Origin of the sequence: Salinilacihabitans rarus (genome assembly GCF_024296665.1) — an archaeon.
Taxonomy (GTDB): Archaea; Halobacteriota; Halobacteria; order Halobacteriales; family Natrialbaceae; genus Salinilacihabitans; species Salinilacihabitans rarus.
Genome location: NZ_CP100762.1, coordinates 230,383 through 253,939, shown reverse-complemented (window position 1 = coordinate 253,939; position 23,557 = coordinate 230,383). Strand labels below are relative to the sequence as shown.

Sequence of the window (23,557 nt, the reverse complement as noted above, 5' to 3'; positions counted from 1 at the left end):
CCGCTTATACCGACTCCGGCGGGCGATTCGACGGACCGACGCCGCCGCGGGAGCTATCGAACGGAAAGTAACTCCTATACGGAGTGATAGCCAATCCCCTCGCCATGGCCGACGGCCCTCCACCGACGACGCGACGTCGCCTGCTCGCCGGCCTCGGAGCGACGGCGTCGGCGGCCGTCGCCGGCTGTTCGGAGCGCCTCTGGTCGCGAGCGGAGACCTCGCCGCCCGAGCGCGTCTCCCTGAGCATCAAGACGGTCCCCACCGACGAGGACGTCGTCGCCGCGAAGATCTCGAACCAGTTGATCGAGAACCTCCGCGCGGCGGGCATCGAGGCGAACCCCGAGCCGATGGCCGAGGACGAACTCTACCGCGAGGTCCTCGTCGACCACGAGTACGACCTCTTCGTCGCCCGCCACCCGGGGTTCGACGAGTTCGACGCCCTGCGGCCGCTGTTGCACTCGAAGTTCGTGAGCGAGCGGGGGTGGCAAAACCCCTTCAGCTTCTCGAACCCGACCGTCGACGAGCACCTCGAAGAGCAGTTGACCGAGCGGGGCTACGACCGACTGGCCGCCTTCTCGGACCTCTTCGAGCACCTGCAGGATACCGCGCCGTACACCGCCGTCACGTTCCCCGACCACCTCTGTGCGGCAAACGGCCTCGACACGCTTTCGACCGCCCCGCGACGGCCCCTCGAGTACATCGAACTCCTGTCGACCCCGCCGGCGGACGAGGACCGCGACGAGCCCCTCCGCGTCGGCGTGTCCGGCGACGGGGCGTTCGACCGGCTGAACCCGATCGTCGTCACCCGAAACGACGTCAGGATCGCCCTCGGGTTGCTGTACGACCCCCTCGCCCGGATCGTCGACGGCGACCTCGTCCCGTGGCTCGCGGAGACGGTCGACTGGAGCCGTCGCGAGAGTTCCCTGCGGGCGACGATGACGCTCCGCGAGGACGCCCGCTGGCACGACGGGGAGCCGATCGACGCCGACGACGTCGCGTTTACCGTCCGGTTTCTCGCGGACACGTCGCTTGGCAACCACGAGGGCGGCGTCCCCGCACCGCGGTTTCGCGGCCGCGGGACGCTGATCGACGAGGTGACCGTCGAGGACCCCCGGACGGTCCGGTACCGCTTCGAGACTACCTCGCCGACCGTCGCCCGGCGCGCGCTGACGATCCCGCTCTTGCCCCGGCACGTCTGGGAGCCGGAGTCGGAACTCGTCGCCGACTACCGGACGGCGGCGCTCGCGCGGGCGAACGAGAACCCCGTCGGCTCGGGACTGTTCGCGTTCGAGAGCCGGACGGACGACGGGATCGCCCTCGAACCGTTCGACGATCACGCCCTGCTCGACGGACGGTCGGAGCTTCTCGCGGAGTTTCCGGCCTACGACGGTCTCGAGTTCGTCGTCGAACCGAGTGCGGGGACGGCAGTCGAGAGCCTCGAAAACGGCGACCTCGACCTCGTGGGTAGCCCGCTCCCGCCCGGCGAGTTCGAGCGCCTCGGCGACGACGTCACCCCGCTTTCGGCACCCACGCGGACGTTCTACGTCATCGGCTACAACCTCCGCCACCCCGAACTGAGCAACCACCGGTTCCGGCGCATCGTCTCGCGGCTGGTCGACCGGGAGTACGTGGCCGAGGAGTTCTCGCTGGGCCACGCCCGGCCGGCGGCGACCCACAGCGCCGTCGTCGGCGTCGAACCCGACACCTGGGAGTTTCCCCAGTCGGCCGGCGTCGCGACGTTTCCCGGCTCTGACGGGCGCGTCGACGTCGATCTGGTCCGGTCGCTGTTCGAGGAGGCCGGCTACCGGTACGACGACGACGGCTCGCTGCTCGTCTGACCGTCCCCACTCTGGCAACCGATCCGTATTAACGTCCGGCGCAGTATAGGTAGCAGACATGGCACTCGTAGGGGTCGCACTCGAACTCGCGGCCATCGTGACGGCGATGCTCGCGTCCGCGACGTTCGTCATCGTCGGGCCGCGACGGTTCGCCGCCGCCCTCCGGGACTTCCGCTGGCGCCTCGAGGTCTGTGCGCTGCCGGCGGCGGTCCTGCTGACGGTGCTGTTCACCCGATGGGCCACCGGCGACGTGCTTCCCGAACTCTCGTGGGCGATCTTCGGGACCAACATCACGCCCTACCTCGAGTCGTTCGACCGGACGCTGTTCGGCCACCCCGTGGTCCTCCTGCAGTCGTACCGGAGCCCGACGGTGACGGCGCTGTCCGCCTTCGTCTACCTCTATGGCTACGCGTTCCTGCTGATCTTCCCGTTCGTCGCCTACTTCGCGCTCGACGAGATGGACGACCTCTCGACGCTCATCCGCACGTACACGGCGAACTACGCGCTCGGACTGCTCTGTTACGTCCTGTTCATCGCCTACGGTCCCCGGAACACCCTCGCGCTGGAGTTCGACCCGATCCTCTACGAGACGTTCCCGCAGACGGGCTACCTGACCCACACGATCAACGTGCCCGAGAACGTCTTCCCGTCGCTGCACACGTCGCTCGCGACGTCGTCGTTCCTGCTCGCGTGGCTCACTCGCGAGGAGTACCCGCTGTGGACGCCGGTCGCCGGCGTCCTCGCGCTCGGGGTCGTCGTCTCGACGATGTACCTCGGCATTCACTGGTTCGGCGACGTCGTCGGCGGGGTGGTTCTGGCGGCGATCAGCGTCTACGCCGGCGTCAACTACACCGTCGAGGGGACGATCCGCTCGGTTCGACTCTTCCTCGACGGCCACCTCGGCCGGACCGGGCGCGTGGGCCGGGACTGACCGGCCGCCCGGGATCGCCGGACCCCCCGACGTTTTCGGTCCTGCACGCCGGAGTGAGACCGTGATCGTCCACTGGCACCGCCGGGACCTCCGCGGGGCGGACAACGTGGCGCTGGCCGTCGCGGCCGAGCGCGGCGACGTCGTCCCCGTCTTCGTCCTCGATCCGGCGATCCTCGACCACGCCTCGCCGATCCGAGTGGCGTGTCTGTGCGACGCGCTCGCGGACCTCCGGGCGTGGTACCGCGAGCGCGGGAGCGACCTGCTCGTCGAGCGTGGCGACCCGGCGGCCGTCCTCGTCGACGTCGCCGAGCGGTACGGCGCCGACGAGGTTCGCTGGAACGCCGACTACAGCGGCCTCGCGGCCGAACGGGACCGGGCCGTGTCCGCGGCGCTCGAAGCCGCCGGAGTCGCGGCCCGCGAGTGTCGGGACGAACTGCTCCACGAACCCGGTTCGATCGCGCCGAACGAGGGCGAACACTACGCAGTGTTCTCGTACTTCTGGACGAAGTGGCGCGACCGCGAGAAGCGCGACCCGCTCGATCCGCCCGCGGCGGATGCGCTGGCCGACGTCTCGGGTGATCGACTCCCGTCGCCCGCCGACCTCGACTTCGACGACCCGGAGGCGACGCCCCCGGCGGTCACCCGGGAAGCCGCCCGCGAGCGCCTGTCGACGTTCTGTGCGGACGACATCTACCGCTACGCCGACGAGCGCGACTACCCGGCGGCCGACGCCACCTCGCGGCTCTCGGTCCACCTCAAGTGGGGGACGGTCGGGATCCGCGAGACGTACGCCGCGACGGCCGACGCACTGGAGCGGGCCGACGGCGAGGACGCGCGCGCCTCGGTCGAGGCGTTCCGCCGCCAACTCGCCTGGCGGGAGTTCTACGCGCACGTCCTCGCGTACAACCCCGAGACCGTCCGGGAGGACTTCCGCGGCTACGAGAACGAGATCGAGTGGCGAAACGACCCCGAGGAACTCGCGGCGTGGAAGGCCGGCGAGACGGGCGTGCCCATCGTCGACGCGGGGATGCGACAGCTCCGCGAGGAGGGGTGGGTGCACAACCGGGTGCGGATGATCGTCGCCGCCTTCCTCACGAAGGACCTGCTGATCGACTGGCGCGAGGGCTACGACTGGTACCGCCGGAAGCTGGCCGACCACGACACCGCAAGCGACGTCGGCGGCTGGCAGTGGGCCGCCTCGACCGGGACCGACGCCCAGCCGTACTTCCGGGTGTTCAACCCGACGAAACAGGGCCGCGACTACGATCCGGACGCCGCGTACGTCAGGCGGTACGTGCCGGAACTGGCCGACGCGACCGCCGAGCAGATCCACGGCTGGGCCGACCTCGACCCGGCCGAGCGCGAGGCGGTCGCCCCCGACTACCCGGCGCCGATCGTCGACCACGCGCGGCGCCGCGAGGCGGCGATCGAGGCGTTCGAGCGCGCACGCGGAAAGAGCGATTGAGCGGCTGAGGATCGTCGCCACGCTTATGAGCGGACTTGTGGTAGCCGCGCGCATGGGTGTATCCGGAGACGCGCCGGCGGCCGGCGAACGGTCGCCCAGTCGAGCGGTCGTCGAGGCCGTCGCCGAGCGCGAGGGGGTCGACGTCACCGACGTCGAGCCGCCGACGTACGACCCGCTGTACGCCGTGGTGAACCCGGAGGCGCTCGACCGCCTGCTCGCGGGCCGCGCCGACGTCACCCTCGAATTCGTCTACGAGGGCTACGAGGTCGTCGTCCGCGGCGACGGTCGGGTCGACCTCTCGGAAACGGGGTCCGGAAACGAGTTCCGTCTCGACGGCTCGTCGGGCGATCACTCGGCCCAGTAGGCCTCGCCGGGCTGTTCCTCGAAGACCGCCCGCTGGAGGAGTTCGACCGCCTTCTCGAGGCCCTCGCGCGAACTCGTCAGCGAGTCCTCGTGTTCGATGCTCAGCGTGCCGTCGTAGCCGACCATCCGCAGCGTCGAGACGACATCCTTCCAGTGGGACTCGCCGTGGCCGTAGCCCACGGACCGAAAGAGCCACGAGCGGTTCGGCTCGTCGTCGTAGGCCGTCGTGTCGAGGACGCCCTTCTCGCGGGCCTGCTCCTCGTAGACCCTCGTGTCCTTGGCGTGGAAGTGGTGAATCGCGTCGCGCTCGCCGAGGAAGCGGATCGCGTCGGTGATCGAGATGCCCTGCCAGTAGAGGTGCGAGGGGTCGAAGTTCGCGCCGACGCGCTCGTTGGTCGCCTCGCGCAGCCGCGCCATGCCGTGGGGTTCGTAGACCAGCATGTTCGGGTGCATCTCGATCGCCACGTCGACGCCGTGGTCGTCCGCGAACGCCGCGAGGTCGGCCCAGTAGTCGACGGCGACCTCCCACTGGTACTCGTGGGCCTCGGCGTGTTCGGTCGGCCACGGCGCGGTGATCCAGTTTGGCACCTCGTCGTTCGGGCCGCCGCCGGGCAGCCCGGAGAAGCAGGTAACCGCGTCGACGCCGAGCTGGTCGGCGAGTTCGATCGCCTCGCGCAGTTCCTCGTCGGCCTCGGCGGCCCGCTCGTCGTCGGGGTGTAGCGGATTGTTGTGCGTCGCGAGCGCGCTAATGTGCATCCCGTGCTCGTCGAGCAGGTCGTGCAGGTCGGCCTGTGCGTCCTCGTCGCCGAGGTACTCGTCCCGGGGCAGGTGGGTGTCGCCCGGATAGCCGCCGACGCCGGGTTCGATCGCGCTCACGCCGATACCGGCGAGGTACGCGACCGCGTCTTCGAGCGATTCACCGTACAGTGGCGGGGTGTGAACGCCGATATCCATACACGCGGACCAACGGACGCGGGCGAAATAAAGGGGGCGGCTCCTACCGGACGGCGACGGTGCTGCCTTCCTCGTTCGACCGGTAGATGGCGTCGACGACCCGCTGGACGGCCAGCGCCTGCTCGACGCTCCGGTCGTCGACGTGGTCGGTGACGATGGCGTCGAAGAACGCGCGCTGTTCGTCCGTGTGCGTGTCGTTCTGGCGGGTCTCGACCGTCGTGTCTTCGAGGTGGTCCGGGCCGATCGTACTCGCCGAGTGAAACGAGAGTTCGTTCTCGAGCAGGTCGAACCGGGCGGCGGCCTCGGTGCCCCGGACGACGAACTCGTGGTTCGCGGGGCGATTGGTCGCCCAGGCGACCTCCAGCGTGATCGTCCGGTCGTCGGCCGTGCGCACGAACGCGCTCGCGGAGTCGTCGACGTCGAACCCGCCCGGGCCGGCGTCCTCGCCCCACATCTCGAGGTAGGCGTAGTCCTCGCGCGTGCCGAACTCGGTGCGGGTGACGCCGGTGACCTCCGCGACCGTCGGGTAGTCGAGCAGGTACAGCGCGAGGTCGATGGCGTGGACCCCGAGGTCGATCAGCGCGCCGCCGCCGGCGACCGCCCGCCGGGTGAACCACGAGCCCCGCCCCGGGACGCCGCGCCGGCGGACGTAGTTCGCCTCGAGGTGGGTGACCTCGCCGAGGTCGCCCCGGTCGATCCGGTTCTTGACGACCCGGACGGTGTTGGCAAACCGGTTGTTGAACCCGACCGCGCAGACGGCGTCGCTCTCGCTGGCGGCCGCGGCGATCCGCTCGGCGCTCTCTAGGGTGTGTGCCAGCGGCTTCTCGATGAGGACGTGCAGGTCGCGTTCGAGGGCGGCGACGGCGTACTCCTCGTGGAACTTGTTCGGCGTCGTGACGACGACGGCGTCGACCTCGTCGTAGAGGCGCTCGTACTCCTCGTAGACGTCGACGTCGTACCGGCGGGCGAACTGGGTTCGCGCCTCGGCGGCGACGTCCATGCCGCCGACGAGCGGGACGCCCAGCTCGCGGAGGCGCTCGGCGTGGAACTGGCCGATGTTACCGAGGCCGATGATTCCGGTTCGGACGGTGGTTCGATCTGTGGCCATGGTGGGTCGGTGTCGGGGAGGGCGGTTCGCGACGGGCGGCGTCGTCAGCCGTCGGCGTCGGGGTCGGGATCACGGCGAGAGGACGAACGGGACGGCGCCGTGGACCCAGAAGGCGGCGGGGACGGGCACGGCGACGGCAGCGATCGGGAGCGGTTCGACCATCTGTGAGTGGGCGTGGTGGTCGGGTCAGCTGTCGGGCTCGGCTTCCTGGACGTCCGCGCGGGCGTCCGCGAGGTCGTCGATGCCGTGGGCGAGCGCGTCGCCCGTTCGCGTGTCGAAGAGGTGGATCCGCGAGCGGTCGAGGACGACCTCGACCGGGTCGTCCTCCTCGAGGTCGGCGTCCGGGGCGACGCTCATCAGCAGTTCGTGGGTTCCGCGCGAGTCCTGCTGTCCCATGCTACGGTTTCCACCATCTTCAAACAACAGGTAGACGAATATCTCGTCGCCCATCGGCTCCAGAACGTCCGTCGTCGTCCGGATCCGGTCGGTCGACGCGGACGCGGCGCGCTCGTCGTCCGCGAGGTAGATGTCCTCGGGCCGGATGCCCAGCGTGAGTTCGTCGCCGACCGAGGCGCCCTCGATCCGGTCGGGGTCGAACTCGACGCGGAAGTTCGGCGTTTCGAGGCCGTTTGCGACGAGTTCGCCCTCGACGAAGTTCATCGAGGGCGAGCCGATAAAGCCCGCGACGAACAGGTTCGCCGGCTCGTTGTAACACTCCAGGGGCGGCGCGATCTGCTGGAGTTCGCCCCCGTCGATGACCGCGATGCGGTCGGACATCGTCATCGCCTCCGCCTGATCGTGCGTGACGTAGATCGTCGTCACGTCCAGTTCCTTCTGGAGGCGCTGGAGTTCGGTGCGCATGTGGACGCGGAGTTTGGCGTCCAGATTCGCCAGCGGTTCGTCCATCAGGAAGACGTCGGGGTCGCGAACGATCGCGCGGGCGATGGCGACCCGCTGGCGCTGTCCGCCGGACATCTCGTCGGGCATCCGATCCAACATTCCTTCGAGCTGGACGGTGTCGGCGGCGTCCTCGACGCGGCGGTCGATCTCCTCCTTGTCGTAGTCGCGCAACCGCAACCCGAAGCTGATGTTGTCGTAGACGTCCATGTGGGGGAACAGCGCGATGTTCTGGAACACCATCGCCACCCCCCGATCTTTCGGCGGCAGGTTCGTCACCTCCCGGTCGGCGATGTGGACCTCGCCCTCGGTGGGTTTCGTCAGCCCCGCGACCGTTTCGAGCGTCGTCGACTTCCCACAGCCCGAGGGGCCGACGAAGCAGACGAACTCGCCGTCCTCGATCTTCAGGCTCATGTCGTCGACCGCCGTTACGTCTTCGTAGCGTTTCGTGACTCCGTCGAGTATGACGTCTCCCATGTGTGGTCACTCCTTGAGTGCGCCAGCGGTGAGGCCGCTGACGATCTTCTCCTGTGCGACGACGACGAGGATCGCCACCGGCAACACGCCGACGATGCTCGCCGCCGCCATGAGGTCGTATCTGATCCGGTACTGTCCCTGGTAGGCGATCAGCCCCTCGACGAGCGGCGCCCAGTTCTCGGGGCCGCCGTCGGTCATGAGGAACGAGAAGAAGAACTCGTTGTAGACCGCGATGAACGTGAGGATGCCCGCGGTCGCGACGCCGGGGGCCGACAGCGGGATGATCACGCGGAACAGCGCGCCCAGCCGCGTCGTCCCCTCGACCCGCGCGGCGTCCTCCAGCCCGTCCGGAATCTGGCTGTAGAACGTCGTGAGGATGAAAATCGACAGCGGTAGGAACAGCGCGCTGAACGGCAGGAACATCGCCGCCGGGGTGTTGAACAGCTCCGGGGGCGTCAGCCCGAACGGGGTGATGTTCTGGTTGAAAAGCTGGTAGAGCGGAATGAAGAAGGCCGCCGGCGGGAAAAACGAGATGACGAGGATCAACAGCAGCAGCGGCGTCTTCCCCTTGAACTGGAGACGGCCGAAGACGTACCCCGCGAGGCTCGCGACCAGCAGCACGATGGCCGTCGTCACGAGCGCGAGGACGAAGCTGTTGAGCATGTACCGGTGGAACGGCACGACGGTGAAGACGTTGACGAACACGCCGGGTTCGGCTCCCATCGTCAGGTCGCCTTCGAGCAGCAGTCCCGGGTCGAACCCGCGTGGCAGGAGACCGACGTCCTGGGTGGTCTCCCCGGAGAGGGCGACCATCAACAGCCAGTAGAGGGGGAACAGCGTCGTGATCAGGAAGAAGATCAGCGCCGTGTAGAACATGGCCTTGTAGGCCTTCTCGGGGTTCCTGATCGTGTCCCGGACCCACCGCTCGAACGGTCCCGCGGCCTCGTCGTCCCCGTCCGCCGGGGTCGGGTCGGGGCGGTCTTCGACGCTCACGCGTACGCACCCCGCTCCGTGTCGCGGAACTTGATCAGGTAGACGCTGACCACCACCCCGATGAGTCCGGCCGTGATGAACGCGACCGTCGCCGCGGAGGCGTACAGGCGCGCGCTGAACATCGTCTCGACGACCAGACAGGTCATCGACGGCACCGTGCTACACGAGGAGACGGTCTCGATGATGCCGAAGACGCGCATCGCGTCGAGCGTCCGGAACAGCATCGCGACCAGCAGCGCCGGCAGTACCAGCGGCAGCGTGATCATCCGGAACTGCTGCCACCGTGAGGCGCCGGAGACCTTCGCGACGTCGTAGAGGCTCCGGTCGATGCTCTGCATCCCCGCGAGGATCAGCAACGCCATGAACGCCGACGTCTTCCAGATGTCCGCGACCAGGATGATGAAAAACGAGTCGCGGCTGGTCGACAGCGGCGAACCGCCGAAGACGCCGATCGCCTGAAGCGGTTCCGTCATGAAGCCGACCGTCGGCTGGAACATCAGGTAGAAGATCATCCCCTGGATGACGATCGGAATCGCCCACGGGAGGATGATCGCGACGCGGAACCAGCGTCGGCCGCGGTAGTCTTTCGCCATTACGAACGCCTGACCGAAGCCAAGCAGCGTCTCGAAGATCACGCTCAGGATGGCAAACGAGAGCGTGACCAGCAGCGCCTGTCGGAAGAACGGCTCGCCGAGTTCGACGAACGGGAACGACGAGGTAAGCGAGAGGTCGATCACCTCACGCGGCAGGAACGGGTTGCCCCCGGTGAGCACCTGGACGTAGTTGTCGATCGCGACGAACTCGCCGAGCGTCTCGCCGCCGCGGCCGTCGGCGTACAGCGACATCCGGAACGTCTCGAACAGCGGCCAGAAGGCGATGAGCGTGAGCAGGAGGAACGCCGGCGCCAGCAGCAGGTAGGCGTACGCCTGCTCGGAGAGGTTCTCCATCCACGTCGACGCCCTGGAGACGACGCCGCTACGTTCGGTCGGGGCCGTCCGTTGAGTTTCAGTACCCATGATAAATTACCGTGCTCGAATCGCCCGGGTCAGTAGGCCTGCTCCTGCTCCTCGAGGTCGCTCTCGAGTTGGGCCATCGCCTCCTCCGGGCTCTTCGTCTGGCTGAGCGCGTCGTGGGCCTCCTGGTAGACGTTGGTCGCCTGCGTCGGCCAGATCTCGGTGACCGGGCGGGCGACGGCGTTCTCCCCGGCGACCGCGAGGGCGTCGAGGTACCGGCCGACCGGTTCGATGTCGCGCAGTTCGTCCGAGCCGAACAGCTCGGGTTCCGGTGGCACCCAGCCCTGCTCCTCCCAGAGCGTGAGTTTGACCGGCTCGCTGGTGAACGCCTCGATGACCGCGAGGGTCGCCTCGATGTGCTCGGTGTTCGGGTTCGGCGTGATGTGCCAGCCGCCGAGGGCGGCGACGGGGCCGCCGGCGCCCTCGTACTCGGCCTCGTCGGCGGTGACGCCGTAGGGGATCGGCATCACGCCGAGGTCCTCGCCGAAGCCCGGGTCGTCCTCCTCTTCGGGCTCCGCACCGTTGATCGCGATCGAGTACGGCCAGTTGCGGTGGGCGACGGCGTCGCCGTCGGTGAACGGCCCGCGGGAGTCCTCCTCGTCCCACTGGAGGACGGCCTCCGGCGAGATCCCGCCGGCGAAGTCGTCGAGGGCCTCCCCGTCGTCGTGGCCGTGGACGAACGTCCGGATCATCCGCAGCGAGTCGTGGACCGGCTCCTCGTTGATCGTGATCGGCCGATCGCCGATCGGGCCGAAGAGGTTGTCGTGGTCGCCGAAGAACGCCCCGCCGAAGCTGGTGAGCCACTCGTTGAAGTTACAGCACGCAAGCCCCTCGTAGGCGGCCGACTGGAAGGTGAAGCCGTACTCGAGGCCGTGGTCGTCTTTCACGTCCTCGACCATGTGCGAGAACTCTTCCCACGACAGCGACTCCGTCGCCCAGTTTTCCCCCTCCGGATCGTAGCCCGTCTCCTCGACGAGGTCCTTGCGGTACTGCATCGTCGGGAAGTCGGGGAACAGCGGCAGCGCGTGGAGGTTGCCGTCGATGTCCGACGCCGTCGAGACGACCATGTCGAAGTAGTCCTCGTGGACGTGATCGAGGACGTCGCTCGAGAGGTTCTGCTCGAGGTTCAGCACCTGATCGCGCGCGATGAACGGGATCGTCCAGCCGCTGTCGGTCAGCATCAGGTCCGGCGAGGACCGCTCGGCCTCGAACGCGTTCGCGATGAAGTCGCGGCGTTCGTCCGTGTTGTCGGGACCGGCGGTGACCTCGATCGAGACGTTCTCGTGGAGTCCCCCCTCGTGGAGCGCGTCGTTGATGAGGTCCTGAAGCTCCTTCATGTCGGAGTCGGCGTAGAGCTCGACGGTGACCTCCTCGTCGAACTCGAACTCCGCGTCGGGGTCGTCGACGAGCTGGTCGTCGTCCCCCTCGTCGCCCGTACACCCTGCAACGCCGACGATACCGGCGGCGCTCGCCGCCTGAACGAAGCGCCGGCGCGAGACGTTCCGCCGACCGCGTGACACATTCGTTAGCTTGTCAGACATTCCGTTCTGATCCTCGAATCCGTCCTACATAATAGTTGCGGCGTATTAACAACGGCTGTTGTTAATTAGGCGCGCGAACTATCAAAAGCTGGTGACGGTTCACTGACGAGTAACGTCGCGGCGCCAGACGGCGCGACGAGGAGGAAAAAACCGGCCGCCGGCGTCCGCCGATCAGCCGTCGTCGAAGGCGTACAGGCGGACGTCACACTCCGGACAGGCGAGCACCGCCTCGGGGAGCGTCCGCGGGTCGCGGACGGAACCGCAACAGGCCTTCGGGTCGGTCTCGACGACGGCGGCGTCGCAGACGGGACACCGTTCGAGGAACATCCGGAGCGGGTCCGCCGCCGCGACGCGGAGGTCCGCGTCCATCCCGGGCGCGACGTCCCGCAGCGCGAGCACCGCCGCCGCCTCGGCGATCGCGACGTGCTGCGAGAGGTACGCCGTCCCCGACGGGGTGGGAACGGCGACGTACGTTCTCGTCTCCCCGGCGAAGGCGTCGACGCCGTCGGTGCCGGCTATCTCGGCGACCGTCCGCTCCAGTTCGTCGAGCGACGCTTCCCGGAGGTCGGCCGTCGCGGCCGCCCACCGGCGGCGGAACTCGTCGGACAGGGCGACGGCCTCGTCGTCGCCTTCGAGGACGCCGGCCCGCCGGAGTTCGGCGAACAGCCGCCGGCCGACGTCCTCGTCGTCGCCGTCGGGGCCGGACCCGGAGAGCGACCCCGTCGCGGCGGGGGTCTTCTCGCCCGCGAAGACGTCACCCGGGAGCGCGGCGGCGATCCGGGGTGCGAACCGCGGCGTGTACGGCACCAGGTACCCCCGGAGCCAGATCCCGGCGGCGCCGACGACGGCGAGCGCGAGCGCGGCCGGCGGAGACCACGGCGCCACCGCCGCGCAGGCGACCGCCAGCAACGCGACGTTGAGGGCCGTGCAGGGCCAGCACCGGCGCTCGCCCGTGTACGCCGGGCGCCGGACGGCGTCGACCGCCCGGCGGAGGGAACTGCGGACCCCGGCGTCCGCGGCGTCGTCGTCCGACCCGCGTGCGGACGTCACGGCTGGCCCCCCGGATCGGTGACGGTGATCCGCTCGGCCTCCATCCGTTCGAGCGTCGCGCCCCACCCGCCGACGGTCACCACGTCGTCGCCGGTGTCGACGGCGATCGACGCGACCCCGGCGAACTCGGCGACCGAGAGGGTCCCCCGCCGCGCGTCGTTGACGGAGCCGAGTTCGTTCGTCGTGGTGACGTCGACGACGGTCCCCTCGATCGTCCGGCGGTCGCCGGTCTCCGTGTCGGTCCCCATGACCCGGACGGCGACGGGGTCGCCGGCCTCGACGTGCGGCGCGATGTCGCGGATGCAGTACCGGATGTTGACGTACACCCGGGGGGACTCCTCGTCGTCCCGGTAGAGGACGTCCCAGACGTCCCAGAGGGTGGTGAGGAAGAACCAGTGGAACACGTACGCGTGGCTGCGGTCGTCGACGAGGACGCCGTACCGGTTGATCGAGTCCCGGTGGGGGACGAAGTACGCCCGGGTGCGGTCGGCGATGGCGACGAACGGCGCGGGGAGTTCGCGGTACCTCGCCTCGGTGCAGGCGCCTTCGAGGCCGATGGACTCGACCGCGTTCCGGTCCGGCGCGGACAGCGTCAGCTTCACGTGTACGCCGTTGTCGACCGCGGCCGCGAGCGCGGGCCGCAGCGTCCGGAACCGGTCCGGCGTGGTACACAGTTGGACCTGGTTCTCGGCGGTCCGGACGGCCGCGGCCACCTCGTCGACGATCGTCTCCAGCCGCGAGACGATGCTCACCTTGCTGCGCTCGACCGGCGGCCGGGTCCAGCGCTCCTCGATCTCGCTCGCGGCGCGCTCGAACCGGTCCGCCCGCGACTGCAGGTCCGAGGTGACGGCCGTCGGCGGGCGCGCCCGGGCGTGGAGGTGCTCCTGCTCGTAGATCTCGACGAACCCCTTCGATTCGAGGTTCCGCAGCACGTCGTAGATCCGCGGGTCGGGCACGTCGCTCGCGTCGGCGACGTCCGTCGCGGAGGCCGAGCCGAGTTCCAGCAGCGTGACGTAGGCGTCGGCCTGATAGGGGGAGAGCCCCGCCTCCTCGAGGACCGTGACGAGTTCCTCGCCGTCCATGTCAGTCCTTGCCCGCCGCGGGCCACCGCGGGGTCTTCGGCGCCTCGATTCGCTCGATCTGCTCGTCGGTCAGTGACACGTCGATCGCCCCGACGTTCTCCTCCAGGTGATCGATCGACTTCGGGCCGACGATCGGTGCGTCGACGACGTCCTTGTGCAACAGCCACGCGAGGCTGACCTGCGCCGGCGTCGCGTCGACCTCCTCGGCGACCGCCTCGATCGCCGCGAGCACCTCCCAGTTCGCCTCGGTGAACCGCTTTCGGGTGTACTCGTCGAGCGCGGCGCGGCCCTCCTCGGGGTCGGCGTCGCGCTCGTACTTGCCCGTGAGGAAACCGCCGGCCAGCGGCGACCACGGGATCACGCCGACCCCCTCGTCGGCACACAGCGGGAGGACGTTCGCCTCCTCGTGGCGGTCGACGGCGTTGTACTCCGGCTGCATGGAGACGAACCGCTCGTAGTTCTCCACGTCGGCGGTGTAGAGCAGTTGCGCGAACTTCCAGGCCGGCATCGTGCTCGCGCCGACGTACCGGACGAGTCCCTCGTCGACGAGGTGGTCGAGCGCCGACAGCGTCTCCTCGGTCGGCGTCGCGTCGTCGAAGCGGTGGATCTGGTAGAGATCGAGGTAGTCCAGTCCCAGCCGCTCCAGACTCGCCTCGCACTGGTCGATGACGTGCTTGCGCGACAGCCCCTGCTTGTTCGGCCCCTCGCCCATCCGGCCGAAGACCTTCGTCGCGATCACCAGTTCGTCGCGGTCGTACTCGGCGATCGCGCGGCCGACGATCTCCTCGCTCTCGCCGTTCGAGTAGACGTTCGCCGTGTCGAGGAAGTTGATCCCCAGTTCGAGCGCGCGGTCGATGATCTCGACGCTCGCCTCCTCGTCGTCGAGCATCCACGACTGCCCGCTCCCGAAGTTCATACAGCCCAGACAGAGCCGCGATACCTCCAGGCCGGTCGATCCGAGCCGCGTGTACTCCATCGCGTCCGGCGTCATCGCCCGACGGTTACCGCCCCCACGGTAAAAACGTTCGTCGGCTCCGATCGGTCACGTATCCGACTCGGCCTCGGCGCCGGACCCCTCGTACTGGAGGTCCTCCGGGGCGCCCTCGACGATGCCGTGGGCGATCGCCTCGCCGGTCTCGACGTCGAAGAGGTTGAGCCGCGAGCGGTCGAGGACGACCTCGACCGACTCCCCCTCGGCGACGTCCGTGTCGGGGCTGACGCTCATCAGCAACTGGTTCGAACCCAGCCCGCCTTCCTCCTCGGCCATCGTGCGCCCCTCCTCCTCGTCGAGCAGCAGGTAGACGAATATCTCGTCGCCCATCGGCTCCTGGACGTCCGTCGTCGTCGGGATCTGGTTCGTCGGGCTGTCGAGGTCCTCGGCGCGGTCGACGAGGTAGACGTCCTCGGGCCGGACGCCGAGGATTACCGGGTCGCCGACCGAGGTGCCCGCGAACCGATCGGGGTCGAACGCGACGGTGAAGTAGTCGGACTCGAAGCCGCCGGCCGTGATCTCCCCCTCGACGAAGTTCATCGAGGGCGAGCCGATAAAGCCCGCGACGAACAGGTTCGCCGGCTCGTTGTAACAGACGAGCGGGGGGTCGACCTGCTGGAGTTCGCCCCCGTCGAGGACGGCGATGCGGTCGGACATCGTCATCGCCTCCGCCTGATCGTGGGTGACGTAGACGATGGTGGTGTCGAGTTCCCTGTGGAGGCGCTGGAGTTCGGTGCGCATGTGGACGCGGAGTTTGGCGTCCAGATTCGCCAGCGGTTCGTCCATCAGGAAGACGTCGGGGTTGCGAACGATCGCGCGGGCGATGGCGACCCGCTGGCGCTGTCCGCCGGACATCTCGTCGGGCATCCGGTCGAGCATCCCCTCCAGTTGGACGATGTCGGCGGCGTCCTCGACGCGGCGGTCGATCTCCTCCTTGTCGTAGTCGCGCAGACGGAGGCCGAAGCTGATGTTGTCGTAGACGTCCATGTGGGGGAACAGCGCGATGTTCTGGAACACCATCGCCACGCCCCTGTCTTTCGGCGGCAGGTTCGTCACCTCCCGGTCGCCGATGTAGATGGTACCCTCCGACGGCGGGGTGAGCCCCGCGATCGTCTCCATGGTGGTCGACTTCCCACAGCCCGAGGGGCCGACGAGACAGACGAACTCGCCGTCCTCGATCTCCAGGTTCATGTCTTCGACCGCGACGACCTCTTCGTAGCGTTTCGTGACGTGTTCGAGCGTAACTCGTGCCATTGTCTATCTTACTCCTTGAGTGCACCGGCGGTCAGGCCGCTGACGATTCGTTCCTGTGCGACGACGACGAGGATCGCTACCGGCAACACGCCGACGATGCTCGCCGCCGCCATGACGTTGAACAGGATCTCGTACTGTCCCTGGTAGCCCATCAGTCCCTCGACGATCGGCGCCCAGTTCTGGGGCTGGCCGTCGGTCATGAGGAACGAGAAGAAGAACTCGTTGTAGACCGCGATGAACGTCAACACGCCGGCGGTCGCGACGCCGGGGGCCGACAGCGGGATGATCACGCGGAACAGCGCGCCCAGCCGCGTCGTCCCCTCGACCCGCGCGGCGTCTTCCAGCCCGTCCGGAATCTGGCCGTAGAACGTCGTGAGGATGAAAATCGACAGCGGCATGAAGATCCCCGACAGCGGCGTGACGAGCGCGTACGGCGTGTTGTAGAGGCTGCCGTTGGTCAACACCGGCTCCATGACCGCGAACTGCGTGTTGAACAGGTCGTTCAGCGGGATGAAGAAGGCCGCCGGCGGGAAGAACGACACGATCAACACGAGCAGCATCAGCGGCCCCTTGTACGGGATCTCGAGGCGGCCGAAGACGTACCCCGCGAGGCTCGCGACCACCAGCACGATGATCGTCGAAGCCGTCGCGATGACGAAGCTGTTGAACATGTACCAGTGGAACGGGATGATGGTGAACACCTCGACGAACACCTCGGGGTTGAACCCGTTCGGCGTGAGGTGGACGTCCTGTAGCCGCCCCTGTGGCGTCAGCGCGACCATCAGTAGCCAGTAGAACGGGAACAGCGTCGTGACGAGGAAGAAGATCGTCGCCACGTAGAACATCGAGCGGTAGGCACGCTTGGGGTTCTTGACCATCCGCGCGGCCCACGCCTCCACGGGTCCGCGTTTGATCTCGGTGTCGTCGCTCCTGCCGACCGCCTCGGTGCCGCCGTCCGTTCGGGTGGTGTCTGGTCGGGTCATCAGTAGAACCCCGCCTCCGTGTCGCGGAACTTGATCACGTACACGAGGATGAACAGGCCGATCACGACCGCGGTCGTGAACGCGACGGCGGCAGCGGTCCCCCAGATGCGGGTGCCGCCGAACATCGCCTCGACCATCATGCAGGTCAGCGACGGCAGCGTCGTACAGCCCGCGGTCGACTCGATCAGTCCGTAGATCCGCATGGCGTCCATCGTCCGGAACAGCATCGCGACGAGCAGCGCCGGCAGCACCAGCGGCAGCGTGATCATCTTGAACCGCTGCCACGGGGAGGCACCCGCGACGCGCGCGACGTCGTAGAGGCTGCGGTCGACGCTCTGCAGGCCCGCGAGGATCAGCAACGCCATGAACGCCGACGTCTTCCAGATGTCCGCGACCAGCACGATGATAAACGAGTCGCGGCTGTCGGCCAGTGGGTTCGCCCCGAACAACCCGACCCACTGCATGAGGTCGCTCGCGAAGCCGACGGTGGGCTGGAACAGCAGGAAGAAGATCATCCCCTGAATGACGATGGGCACCGCCCACGGGAGGATGATCGCGACGCGGACCCACCGGCGCCCGTAGAACTCCTGATCGAGCACGAGCGCCTGACCGAAGCCAAGCAGCGTCTCGAAGACCACGCTCAGGATGGCGAACCCGAGGGTCACGAACAGCGCCTGTTGCAGCATCGGGACGCCGAACTCGACGAACGGGAACGACCCCGACAGCGAGAGGTCGACGAACTGCCGGGCGAGGCGGGCGTCGCCGGTCAGGATGTTCACGTAGTTCTCGAAGCCGACGAAGCCGCCGAGGGATTCGGCGCCGCGCGTGCGGTCGGCCCGCAGCGACATGACGAACGTCATGATAAGCGGATAGAAGGCGACGAACGCCAGCAGGGCAAACGCCGGCAGTAACAGCAGGTAGCCGTAGGCCGCCTCGCTCAGGTTCTCCATCCGGTTGACGACGGCGTTGCCGGTCCGCTCGCGGTCGCGTTCGCGCCGCGTCGGCGTCTCCGTCTCAGCTCCCACCGGAATCACCTCCGTCGCCGCCGCCGGCGGCCTCCCGGACGTCCCGTTCGCTCTCTTCGAGTCGCGTCTGTAGGTCTGACATGGCTTGCTCCGGTGACTTCACCCCGCGGTAGGCCGAGTGGACCTCCTGAAAGATGACCGCCGACTGCTCCGGCCAGACGTCGGTGACCGGCCGGGGGATCGCGTTCTCGCCGGCGACCCGGATCGGTTCGACGTAGCGGGCGACCGGGCCGGCTTCCTCCGGGGTGACCTCGTCGAGCAGGCCGAGTTTCGGCGGGAGCCACCCGATCAGTTGGAACAGCGTGAGCATCACCTCGTCGTGGGTGAACGCCTCGACGACCTGCAACGACCGGTCGAGTTTCTCCGTGTGGGGGTTCACCGTGAGGTGCCAGCCGCCGAGGGCGGCGGCGGTCCCGCCGGTACCCTCGTACTCGGCTTCCCCCTCGGGGACGCCGTAGGGGACCGGCATCACGCCGAGGTCCTCGCCGAACTCGTCTTCCGCGCCGTTGATCGCGATCGAGTACGGCCAGTTGCGGTGGGCGATCGCGTTGCCGCCGGTGAACGGCCCGCGGGCTTCCTCCTCGGTCCACTGGACGATCGCGGACGGACAGATCGAGGGGAAGTCGCCGCCGCCGCCGATGAACGAGCGCATCATCCGGATCGCGTCGAGCACCGGTTCCTCGTCGACGGTGATCGGCCGGTCGCCGGCCGTAAACAGGTTGTCGGCGCCGCCGAAGTAAGCACCGCCAAAACTCGTCATCGTCTCGTTGAACGTACAGCACGACAGCCCCTCGTAGGCGGCCGCCTGCGTCGTGAACCCGTAGTCGACGTTACTCTGTGAATAGGTGTCGGCGACGACGTCGGCGAACTTCCCCCACGAGAGCGGGTTCGTCCCCCAGTCGGCGGTGTCGTAGCCCGCGTCCTCGACGAGGTCCTTGCGGTACTGTATCGTCGGGAAGTCCGGGAACAGCGGGACGGCGTGCAACGCGTCGGTTCCGGGGTGGCGTGCGGTCTCGACGGCCATGTCGACGTACTCCTCTTCGACCCGGCCGAGGGCGTCGCCCGAGAGGTGTTCCTCGAGGTTCAGCGTGTGATCTCGCAGGATAAACGGAATCGTCCAGCCGCTGTCCATCATGAACACGTCCGGCGGCGACCGGTCGGCCTCGAGGGCCATCTCGTAGGTCGAGCGCCGCTGGACCGTGTCGTCGGGGCCGGGACGCACCTCGACGCGGATGTTCTCGTCGAGGCCGGCGTTCCACAGCGCCTGCTGAACCGACGGGGCGTCGCCCTCCGAGTGCATGATATCCTCGAAGTCGGTGTCACCGGAGAGGACGACGGTGTTCTCGTCGGCCGCCCGGCCGAGACAGCCGGCGGCCGCCAGCGTCCCCCCGGCCGCGGCCGACGCCGCCGCGACGAACGTCCGCCGGGAGACGCGGCTGCGGTCGCGTCGTCCCGTGCTATCACGCACCATCGATCACCATCGATGGCGGACGGACTACCTCGCGAGCCTTAATTATGGGCCATGATCAAGGTAAAATAATGTGACTTTCGTCGCACCGTGAACGACGGAATCCCGTCGGCGGGCGGTCAGTCGTCGATCGCGGGCGGGCGGTCGCGGTCGATGTTGATCGTGTGTGCCTCGACGTCTTCGAGGGCGGCGACGCGGCCTCCGACGGAGACCTCGCCGTCGTCGGTTTCGAGGGTGAGCGAGGCGACCTCCTCGGTCAACTCGAAGGAGACGTCGACGACCCGCCCGTGGACGATCCGGGAGTCGCCGGTGGCGACGTCGCGACCCTCGATGGCCGCGTAGAACTCGCCGCCCTCGTCGAGCAGGTCCTTCACGCACCGGCGGATCGAGGCGTACCGTCGGGGGAACGGCCGCCCCTCGCCGTCCTCGGCCAGCGAGCGCTCGGCGGTCGTCCAGAGGACGGTACCGAAAAAGCCCGAGACCAGAAAGCCAAGCGCCGAGCGGTTGAAGATGACGCCGTAGCGGTCCTTGTCGTCCCGGAGAGCGTCCTGAGTCGCGTAGATGGAGTAGGTGCCGTCGGCGACCGCGATCACGGGCGTCGTGATCCCGCGGCGGGCGCGGGCGGTCGTCGCCACCGAGAGGTAGTCGAACTCGTCCGGGTCGGGGGCGTCGGCCGCCGGCGTGACGATCAGGTCGACGCTGACGTCGGCGTCGACTGCCGCCCGGAGTTCGTCCTCGAAGCGGGTCAGCAGTTCGGGGGTCAGCGACAGCGCCAGTTCGTACTCGGCGGACTCGATCACCTCCTCCAGATACCGGAGGATCGTCGACCGGGACTTCACCAGCGAGACGGCCTCCGTGTCCCGCGCGGGGGCGGTGTAGCGCGCCTCGAGTTCGTCGATCATCTGCTCGAACGCCGACTGGACGTCGTCGAACGCCTCCGCGGGGTCGATGGCGACGATCTTCATCGGACGCGACTCCCGGAGTTCGACGAGGCCGCGGTCGCTGAGGCTCCGGACGGTGTCGTAGACGCGGGGCTGTGGGATGTCGGTGCGGTCGGCGATCTCGCTCGCCGTCAACTGGCCGTGCGAGAGCACCGCGAGGTAGGCGTCGATCTCGTACTCGCCGAGGCTGAACCGGTCTCCGACCCGCTCGACGGTCGAGCGAAGCTCGTCTGAGGTCATGTGCCCCCCGTACGCGACCGACGGGTAAATGATTTATTCCGTTTCGAGTAAGAGGAGTTTTCGAAACGGAGTCCTCCCGGTTCGGGGCCCGCACGCTCCAGTCAGAACGCTTAACCGCTGTGCGCCTGAGGCTCCGTTTATGCGCGCGGTCACGCCGCTGGTCGTCGAATGGACGGCGGAGTACATCAAGAGCGCCGCCCCCTGGGACGTCGACGAGTGGCAGGTCGAACTCGCGCTCGCGATCCTCGTGCTCGCGCTCGGCTGGTACCTCTCGAAGATCGTCGTCCGTCTGACCGGCCGGACCGTCGCCCGCCGGATCGAACGGCCGAGCGTGACCCGGACGGTCCTGCGCGGCGTCCGTCTCACCGTCCTGCTTTTCACCGCGGCCGTGGCGTCGACCATCCTCGGCGTCGGCGGCGGCGACCTGCTGCTGACCGCCGGTGTCCTCTCGGCCGTGACCGCGGTCGTCCTCGCGCCGCTGATCGGGAGTTTCGTCAACGGCATCTTCGTCCTCGCGGACCGTCCGTACGAGATCGGCGACATGATCGAGGTGGCCGACGCGGGCCACCGCGGCTTCGTCGAGGACATCACGATCCGGTACACCAAGATATTCACGCTCGAAAACACGTTCATCGTCATCCCGAACTCGGAGATCCACACGCGCGACGTGATCAACTACTCCGCCGAGGACGAGCGCACGCGCGTCTCCGTCGAGTTCGAGATCACCTACGAGAGCGACCTCGACGAGGCCCGTCGGATCGCCGAGCGCGCGACGCGCAACGTCGACGGCGTCATCGCCGGCGGTCCCGACATCCGCATCGGGAGCGCCCGCTACGCCGCGGCGCCGACCTGCAACGTCCTCGAGTACGCCGACAGCGGCGTCCGCCTCGGGGTGCTGTTCTGGGTCAAACACCCGTACAAACTGACGGTGACCCGCTCGGCGGTCCAGGCGCACATCCGCGAGCGATTCCTGGAGGAGGGGGTCCAGTTCGCCTACCCCCACACGCACCACGTCTTCGACGAGACGAGCGGTGCCGCACGCGTGGCCCTCGGCGACGCCGACGCCGAACCGGACGCGTTCGCCGACTCGCCGCGACGGCCGGCCCCCCCGGATCAGGACGACTCCTGACCGGAGCGGGCGGCCGCGCGCTCGACGGTGATCACCTCGCAGTCGAGGTGCGTGCGCAGGTACCGGTCGATGTTCGGGTTGTCCGTGAACCGCTGGAGGATGCGCCGCCACCGACTCGCCTGTGCGGTGCCGATGACGACGACGTCTGCCTCCTCGGCGGCGACCTCGTCGAGGATGCTCTCCTCGACGAGAAACCCCGTCCGGACGACGTAGCGGGCGTTCCCCAGGCGCCCGAACTCCCGCTCGACGGCCGCTTTCAGGTCCGTCCGCGTCACCGACCGGCCGTTCTGGTAGAGATTGACGTGCAAGACGGTGAGCGCCGCGTCCCGCTCGCGTGCCACCTCGACGGCCGTCTCGAGGGTGCGTCGCGAGTGCTTCGTCAGCGGATACCGGACGGGGACAACGACCAGCGTCATCACGGAGGGGAACGGTACCCCCGGTGGTAAACTTTTCAGTCGACGCGCCGGACGCGCCCCTCGACGCGCGCCTCGATCCCGACCTCGCGGGCGTACTCGAGGAGGACGTCGTACTGCGTGCCCGCGGTCCGATCGACCCGGTCGGCGGGGCGCAACGCGGGGAACTCGTCGTCGGTGTGAAACAGGTAGTCGGAGGTCGCGAGGCGGTAGGTCGCGTCGGGGTCGAACGGCTCCCCGCCGACGGTCAGCGGCCGCACCGCGTGGCCGTCGGGGTCCCACTCGACGGTCGCGCCGCTGACCTGGGCGTGCCACCAGTCGGGTTCGGCGAAGCCGAGGTCGACGCCGGCGCCGCCGGCGAGGACGCGCGCCAGACGCTCGCCGGGGACCTCGGCGACCGCGACGGGTTCGTCGAACGGCACCAGCCCGATCACGTCGGCCGCGGTCACCTCGCCCGACAGCGCCGGTCCCGACCGGACGCCGCCGCTGTTTTGCAAGGCGAGGTCGGCGCCGGTCTTCCACCGGTAGGCGTCGGCGACGAAGTTGCCCGCGCGACACTCGCCGCCGAACAGCGCCTCCTCGGTGCGCGCGATGGGGTCGTCGACCCGCCCGACGACCTCGTCGAGGCCGGCCTCGGCCCGGAGGCGCTCGAACTCGGCGACGACGTCCGTCGCGGGGTCGACCGCGGAGGTCGGCCGGAGCCGCGCCGTCGGCCCCTCGTCGAGGCGCACCTCGACGACCGCCGCGCCGCCGTCGCCGGGTCTCGTCAGGAGCGTGCCGTCGACGCGCTCGACCCGCGGGCTGGGGACGTGCCCCCCGAGGACGACGTCCGCGTCGACGGCCCGCGCGAGGTCGTCGTCGCCGGTCCCGAGGTGCGAGCAGACCACGACGTGGTCGGCGCCGGCCTCGCGAAGCCGCGCGGTCGCCTCGCGGGCCGCAGCGACCGGGTCGGCAAAGGTGAGGTCGGTCGCCATCGGGTTCAGCGAGGCCGTCCGCGGCGTCGTGACGCCGGTGAAGCCGACGCGGACGCCGTCGCGCTCGACGACCGTCCAGGGTTCGACGCCCGCGTCGGCCCCGAACCGGTCGCCGTCGCGGCGGACGTTCGCGCTGACCCACGTCTGCGGGGAGTCCCGGACGACTTTCAGGGTCGCCCCGGGGCCGTAGTCGAAGTCGTGGTTGCCGAACGTCTCGACGTCGGGGTCGACGGCCTCGTAGAACCGGATCGCCTGCCGTCCCTCGGTGACCAGCGGGAGCACGCCCGGCGAGGTGTTGTCCCCGGTGCCGACGACGACCGTCCCGTCGTCGCGGTACCGCCGGATCGTCCTCGCCAGCCGTCCGATCCGGTCCGGGTCGTCGCAGGCGTTCTCGACGTCCGAGTACTGTATCAGCCGGAGGGACATT

General features: G+C 68.7%; 21 protein-coding genes. 5 read left to right on the top strand and 16 right to left on the bottom strand.

From position 1 onward, the window contains the following. Positions 1 to 104 precede the first annotated feature (104 nt). The 4 genes from NKG98_RS01340 (at position 105) to NKG98_RS01325 (ending at position 4,598) form a co-directional block, all read left to right on the top strand. Positions 105 to 1,838 (top strand): ABC transporter substrate-binding protein, encoded by a 1,734-nt coding sequence (locus NKG98_RS01340; protein ID WP_254767949.1) that lies wholly within the window; start codon positions 105 to 107, stop codon positions 1,836 to 1,838. A gap of 58 nt (positions 1,839 to 1,896) precedes the next feature. Continuing rightward, entirely contained in the window at positions 1,897 to 2,769 is an 873-nt protein-coding gene (locus NKG98_RS01335; protein WP_254767948.1) for a phosphatase PAP2 family protein, read from the top strand. Between the two features lie 61 nt (positions 2,770 to 2,830). Beyond that, positions 2,831 to 4,234 (top strand): cryptochrome/photolyase family protein, encoded by a 1,404-nt coding sequence (locus NKG98_RS01330; RefSeq protein ID WP_254767947.1) that lies wholly within the window; start codon positions 2,831 to 2,833, stop codon positions 4,232 to 4,234. 52 nt (positions 4,235 to 4,286) lie between these two features. Next, entirely contained in the window at positions 4,287 to 4,598 is a 312-nt protein-coding gene (locus tag NKG98_RS01325) for a HalOD1 output domain-containing protein (RefSeq protein WP_254767946.1), read from the top strand. On the opposite strand, the gene NKG98_RS01320 is transcribed toward NKG98_RS01325, so the two are convergent. From NKG98_RS01320 to trmB, 14 genes are all read right to left on the bottom strand, one after another. Next, complete coding sequence (locus NKG98_RS01320; RefSeq protein WP_254767945.1) at positions 4,583 to 5,551, bottom strand: sugar phosphate isomerase/epimerase family protein; 969 nt, start codon at positions 5,549 to 5,551, stop codon at positions 4,583 to 4,585. The genes NKG98_RS01325 and NKG98_RS01320 overlap by 16 nt on opposite strands. A 43-nt stretch (positions 5,552 to 5,594) precedes the next feature. Then, positions 5,595 to 6,659 (bottom strand): Gfo/Idh/MocA family protein, encoded by a 1,065-nt coding sequence (locus NKG98_RS01315; RefSeq protein ID WP_254767944.1) that lies wholly within the window; start codon positions 6,657 to 6,659, stop codon positions 5,595 to 5,597. 186 nt (positions 6,660 to 6,845) lie between these two features. After that, the gene (locus tag NKG98_RS01310) at positions 6,846 to 8,033 is read right to left on the bottom strand and encodes an ABC transporter ATP-binding protein (protein WP_254767943.1); all 1,188 of its coding nucleotides are present in this window, start codon (positions 8,031 to 8,033) and stop codon (positions 6,846 to 6,848) included. Between the two features lie 6 nt (positions 8,034 to 8,039). Next, the gene (locus tag NKG98_RS01305) at positions 8,040 to 9,026 is read right to left on the bottom strand and encodes a carbohydrate ABC transporter permease (protein ID WP_254767942.1); all 987 of its coding nucleotides are present in this window, start codon (positions 9,024 to 9,026) and stop codon (positions 8,040 to 8,042) included. After that, positions 9,023 to 10,042: a carbohydrate ABC transporter permease gene (locus NKG98_RS01300; protein ID WP_254767941.1), complete on the bottom strand. Its 1,020-nt coding sequence runs from the start codon at positions 10,040 to 10,042 to the stop codon at positions 9,023 to 9,025. Before NKG98_RS01300 ends, NKG98_RS01305 begins: the two co-directional genes overlap by 4 nt. A 29-nt stretch (positions 10,043 to 10,071) precedes the next feature. After that, positions 10,072 to 11,580, bottom strand: coding sequence for an extracellular solute-binding protein (locus NKG98_RS01295; protein WP_254767940.1), 1,509 nt, complete (start codon positions 11,578 to 11,580; stop codon positions 10,072 to 10,074). Between the two features lie 171 nt (positions 11,581 to 11,751). Further along, complete coding sequence (locus tag NKG98_RS01290; protein WP_254767939.1) at positions 11,752 to 12,630, bottom strand: DUF8054 domain-containing protein; 879 nt, start codon at positions 12,628 to 12,630, stop codon at positions 11,752 to 11,754. After that, positions 12,627 to 13,712 (bottom strand): TrmB family transcriptional regulator, encoded by a 1,086-nt coding sequence (locus NKG98_RS01285; protein ID WP_254767938.1) that lies wholly within the window; start codon positions 13,710 to 13,712, stop codon positions 12,627 to 12,629. Before NKG98_RS01285 ends, NKG98_RS01290 begins: the two co-directional genes overlap by 4 nt. Position 13,713: 1 nt before the next feature. After that, a complete protein-coding gene (locus NKG98_RS01280; RefSeq protein WP_254769507.1) occupies positions 13,714 to 14,688 on the bottom strand; it encodes an aldo/keto reductase in 975 nt (324 codons plus the stop codon). 66 nt (positions 14,689 to 14,754) lie between these two features. Continuing rightward, positions 14,755 to 15,957, bottom strand: a complete 1,203-nt coding sequence (locus NKG98_RS01275) for an ABC transporter ATP-binding protein (protein ID WP_254767937.1) — start codon at positions 15,955 to 15,957, stop codon at positions 14,755 to 14,757. Positions 15,958 to 15,965: 8 nt separating this feature from the next. Further along, positions 15,966 to 16,940, bottom strand: coding sequence for a carbohydrate ABC transporter permease (locus NKG98_RS01270; RefSeq protein WP_254767936.1), 975 nt, complete (start codon positions 16,938 to 16,940; stop codon positions 15,966 to 15,968). Continuing rightward, the gene (locus NKG98_RS01265; protein ID WP_254767935.1) at positions 16,940 to 17,965 is read right to left on the bottom strand and encodes a carbohydrate ABC transporter permease; all 1,026 of its coding nucleotides are present in this window, start codon (positions 17,963 to 17,965) and stop codon (positions 16,940 to 16,942) included. Before NKG98_RS01265 ends, NKG98_RS01270 begins: the two co-directional genes overlap by 1 nt. Next, positions 17,955 to 19,436: an extracellular solute-binding protein gene (locus tag NKG98_RS01260; RefSeq protein WP_254767934.1), complete on the bottom strand. Its 1,482-nt coding sequence runs from the start codon at positions 19,434 to 19,436 to the stop codon at positions 17,955 to 17,957. The genes NKG98_RS01265 and NKG98_RS01260 overlap by 11 nt, the downstream gene beginning before the upstream one ends. A gap of 116 nt (positions 19,437 to 19,552) precedes the next feature. Further along, the gene (gene trmB, locus NKG98_RS01255; RefSeq protein ID WP_254767933.1) at positions 19,553 to 20,614 is read right to left on the bottom strand and encodes an HTH-type sugar sensing transcriptional regulator TrmB; all 1,062 of its coding nucleotides are present in this window, start codon (positions 20,612 to 20,614) and stop codon (positions 19,553 to 19,555) included. A 139-nt stretch (positions 20,615 to 20,753) separates the two neighbouring features. Here trmB and NKG98_RS01250 point away from each other — a divergent pair, with 139 nt between their 5' ends. Then, positions 20,754 to 21,743 (top strand): mechanosensitive ion channel family protein, encoded by a 990-nt coding sequence (locus NKG98_RS01250; RefSeq protein ID WP_254767932.1) that lies wholly within the window; start codon positions 20,754 to 20,756, stop codon positions 21,741 to 21,743. On the opposite strand, the gene NKG98_RS01245 is transcribed toward NKG98_RS01250, so the two are convergent. Together NKG98_RS01245 and NKG98_RS01240 are read right to left on the bottom strand one after the other, a co-directional pair. Then, the gene (locus NKG98_RS01245; protein WP_254767931.1) at positions 21,728 to 22,159 is read right to left on the bottom strand and encodes a universal stress protein; all 432 of its coding nucleotides are present in this window, start codon (positions 22,157 to 22,159) and stop codon (positions 21,728 to 21,730) included. The genes NKG98_RS01250 and NKG98_RS01245 overlap by 16 nt on opposite strands. Before the next feature lie 35 nt (positions 22,160 to 22,194). Then, positions 22,195 to 23,556 (bottom strand): bifunctional metallophosphatase/5'-nucleotidase, encoded by a 1,362-nt coding sequence (locus NKG98_RS01240; protein WP_254767930.1) that lies wholly within the window; start codon positions 23,554 to 23,556, stop codon positions 22,195 to 22,197. Position 23,557 lies beyond the last annotated feature (1 nt).

What these genes read in the sequence shown, in the direction of transcription:
- NKG98_RS01310 (WP_254767943.1), bottom strand. Translation starts at nt 8,033, where the DNA reads ATGGGAGACGTCATACTCGACGGAGTCACGAAACGCTACGAAGACGTA.
- NKG98_RS01315 (WP_254767944.1), bottom strand. Translation starts at nt 6,659, where the DNA reads ATGGCCACAGATCGAACCACCGTCCGAACCGGAATCATCGGCCTCGGT.
- NKG98_RS01260 (WP_254767934.1), bottom strand. Translation starts at nt 19,436, where the DNA reads ATGGTGCGTGATAGCACGGGACGACGCGACCGCAGCCGCGTCTCCCGG.
- NKG98_RS01335 (WP_254767948.1), top strand. Translation starts at nt 1,897, where the DNA reads ATGGCACTCGTAGGGGTCGCACTCGAACTCGCGGCCATCGTGACGGCG.
- NKG98_RS01245 (WP_254767931.1), bottom strand. Translation starts at nt 22,159, where the DNA reads ATGACGCTGGTCGTTGTCCCCGTCCGGTATCCGCTGACGAAGCACTCG.
- NKG98_RS01250 (WP_254767932.1), top strand. Translation starts at nt 20,754, where the DNA reads ATGCGCGCGGTCACGCCGCTGGTCGTCGAATGGACGGCGGAGTACATC.
- NKG98_RS01275 (WP_254767937.1), bottom strand. Translation starts at nt 15,957, where the DNA reads ATGGCACGAGTTACGCTCGAACACGTCACGAAACGCTACGAAGAGGTC.
- NKG98_RS01325 (WP_254767946.1), top strand. Translation starts at nt 4,287, where the DNA reads ATGGGTGTATCCGGAGACGCGCCGGCGGCCGGCGAACGGTCGCCCAGT.
- NKG98_RS01340 (WP_254767949.1), top strand. Translation starts at nt 105, where the DNA reads ATGGCCGACGGCCCTCCACCGACGACGCGACGTCGCCTGCTCGCCGGC.
- NKG98_RS01285 (WP_254767938.1), bottom strand. Translation starts at nt 13,712, where the DNA reads ATGGACGGCGAGGAACTCGTCACGGTCCTCGAGGAGGCGGGGCTCTCC.
- NKG98_RS01295 (WP_254767940.1), bottom strand. Translation starts at nt 11,580, where the DNA reads ATGTCTGACAAGCTAACGAATGTGTCACGCGGTCGGCGGAACGTCTCG.
- trmB (WP_254767933.1), bottom strand. Translation starts at nt 20,614, where the DNA reads ATGACCTCAGACGAGCTTCGCTCGACCGTCGAGCGGGTCGGAGACCGG.
- NKG98_RS01300 (WP_254767941.1), bottom strand. Translation starts at nt 10,042, where the DNA reads ATGGGTACTGAAACTCAACGGACGGCCCCGACCGAACGTAGCGGCGTC.
- NKG98_RS01270 (WP_254767936.1), bottom strand. Translation starts at nt 16,940, where the DNA reads ATGACCCGACCAGACACCACCCGAACGGACGGCGGCACCGAGGCGGTC.
- NKG98_RS01320 (WP_254767945.1), bottom strand. Translation starts at nt 5,551, where the DNA reads ATGGATATCGGCGTTCACACCCCGCCACTGTACGGTGAATCGCTCGAA.
- NKG98_RS01240 (WP_254767930.1), bottom strand. Translation starts at nt 23,556, where the DNA reads ATGTCCCTCCGGCTGATACAGTACTCGGACGTCGAGAACGCCTGCGAC.
- NKG98_RS01280 (WP_254769507.1), bottom strand. Translation starts at nt 14,688, where the DNA reads ATGGAGTACACGCGGCTCGGATCGACCGGCCTGGAGGTATCGCGGCTC.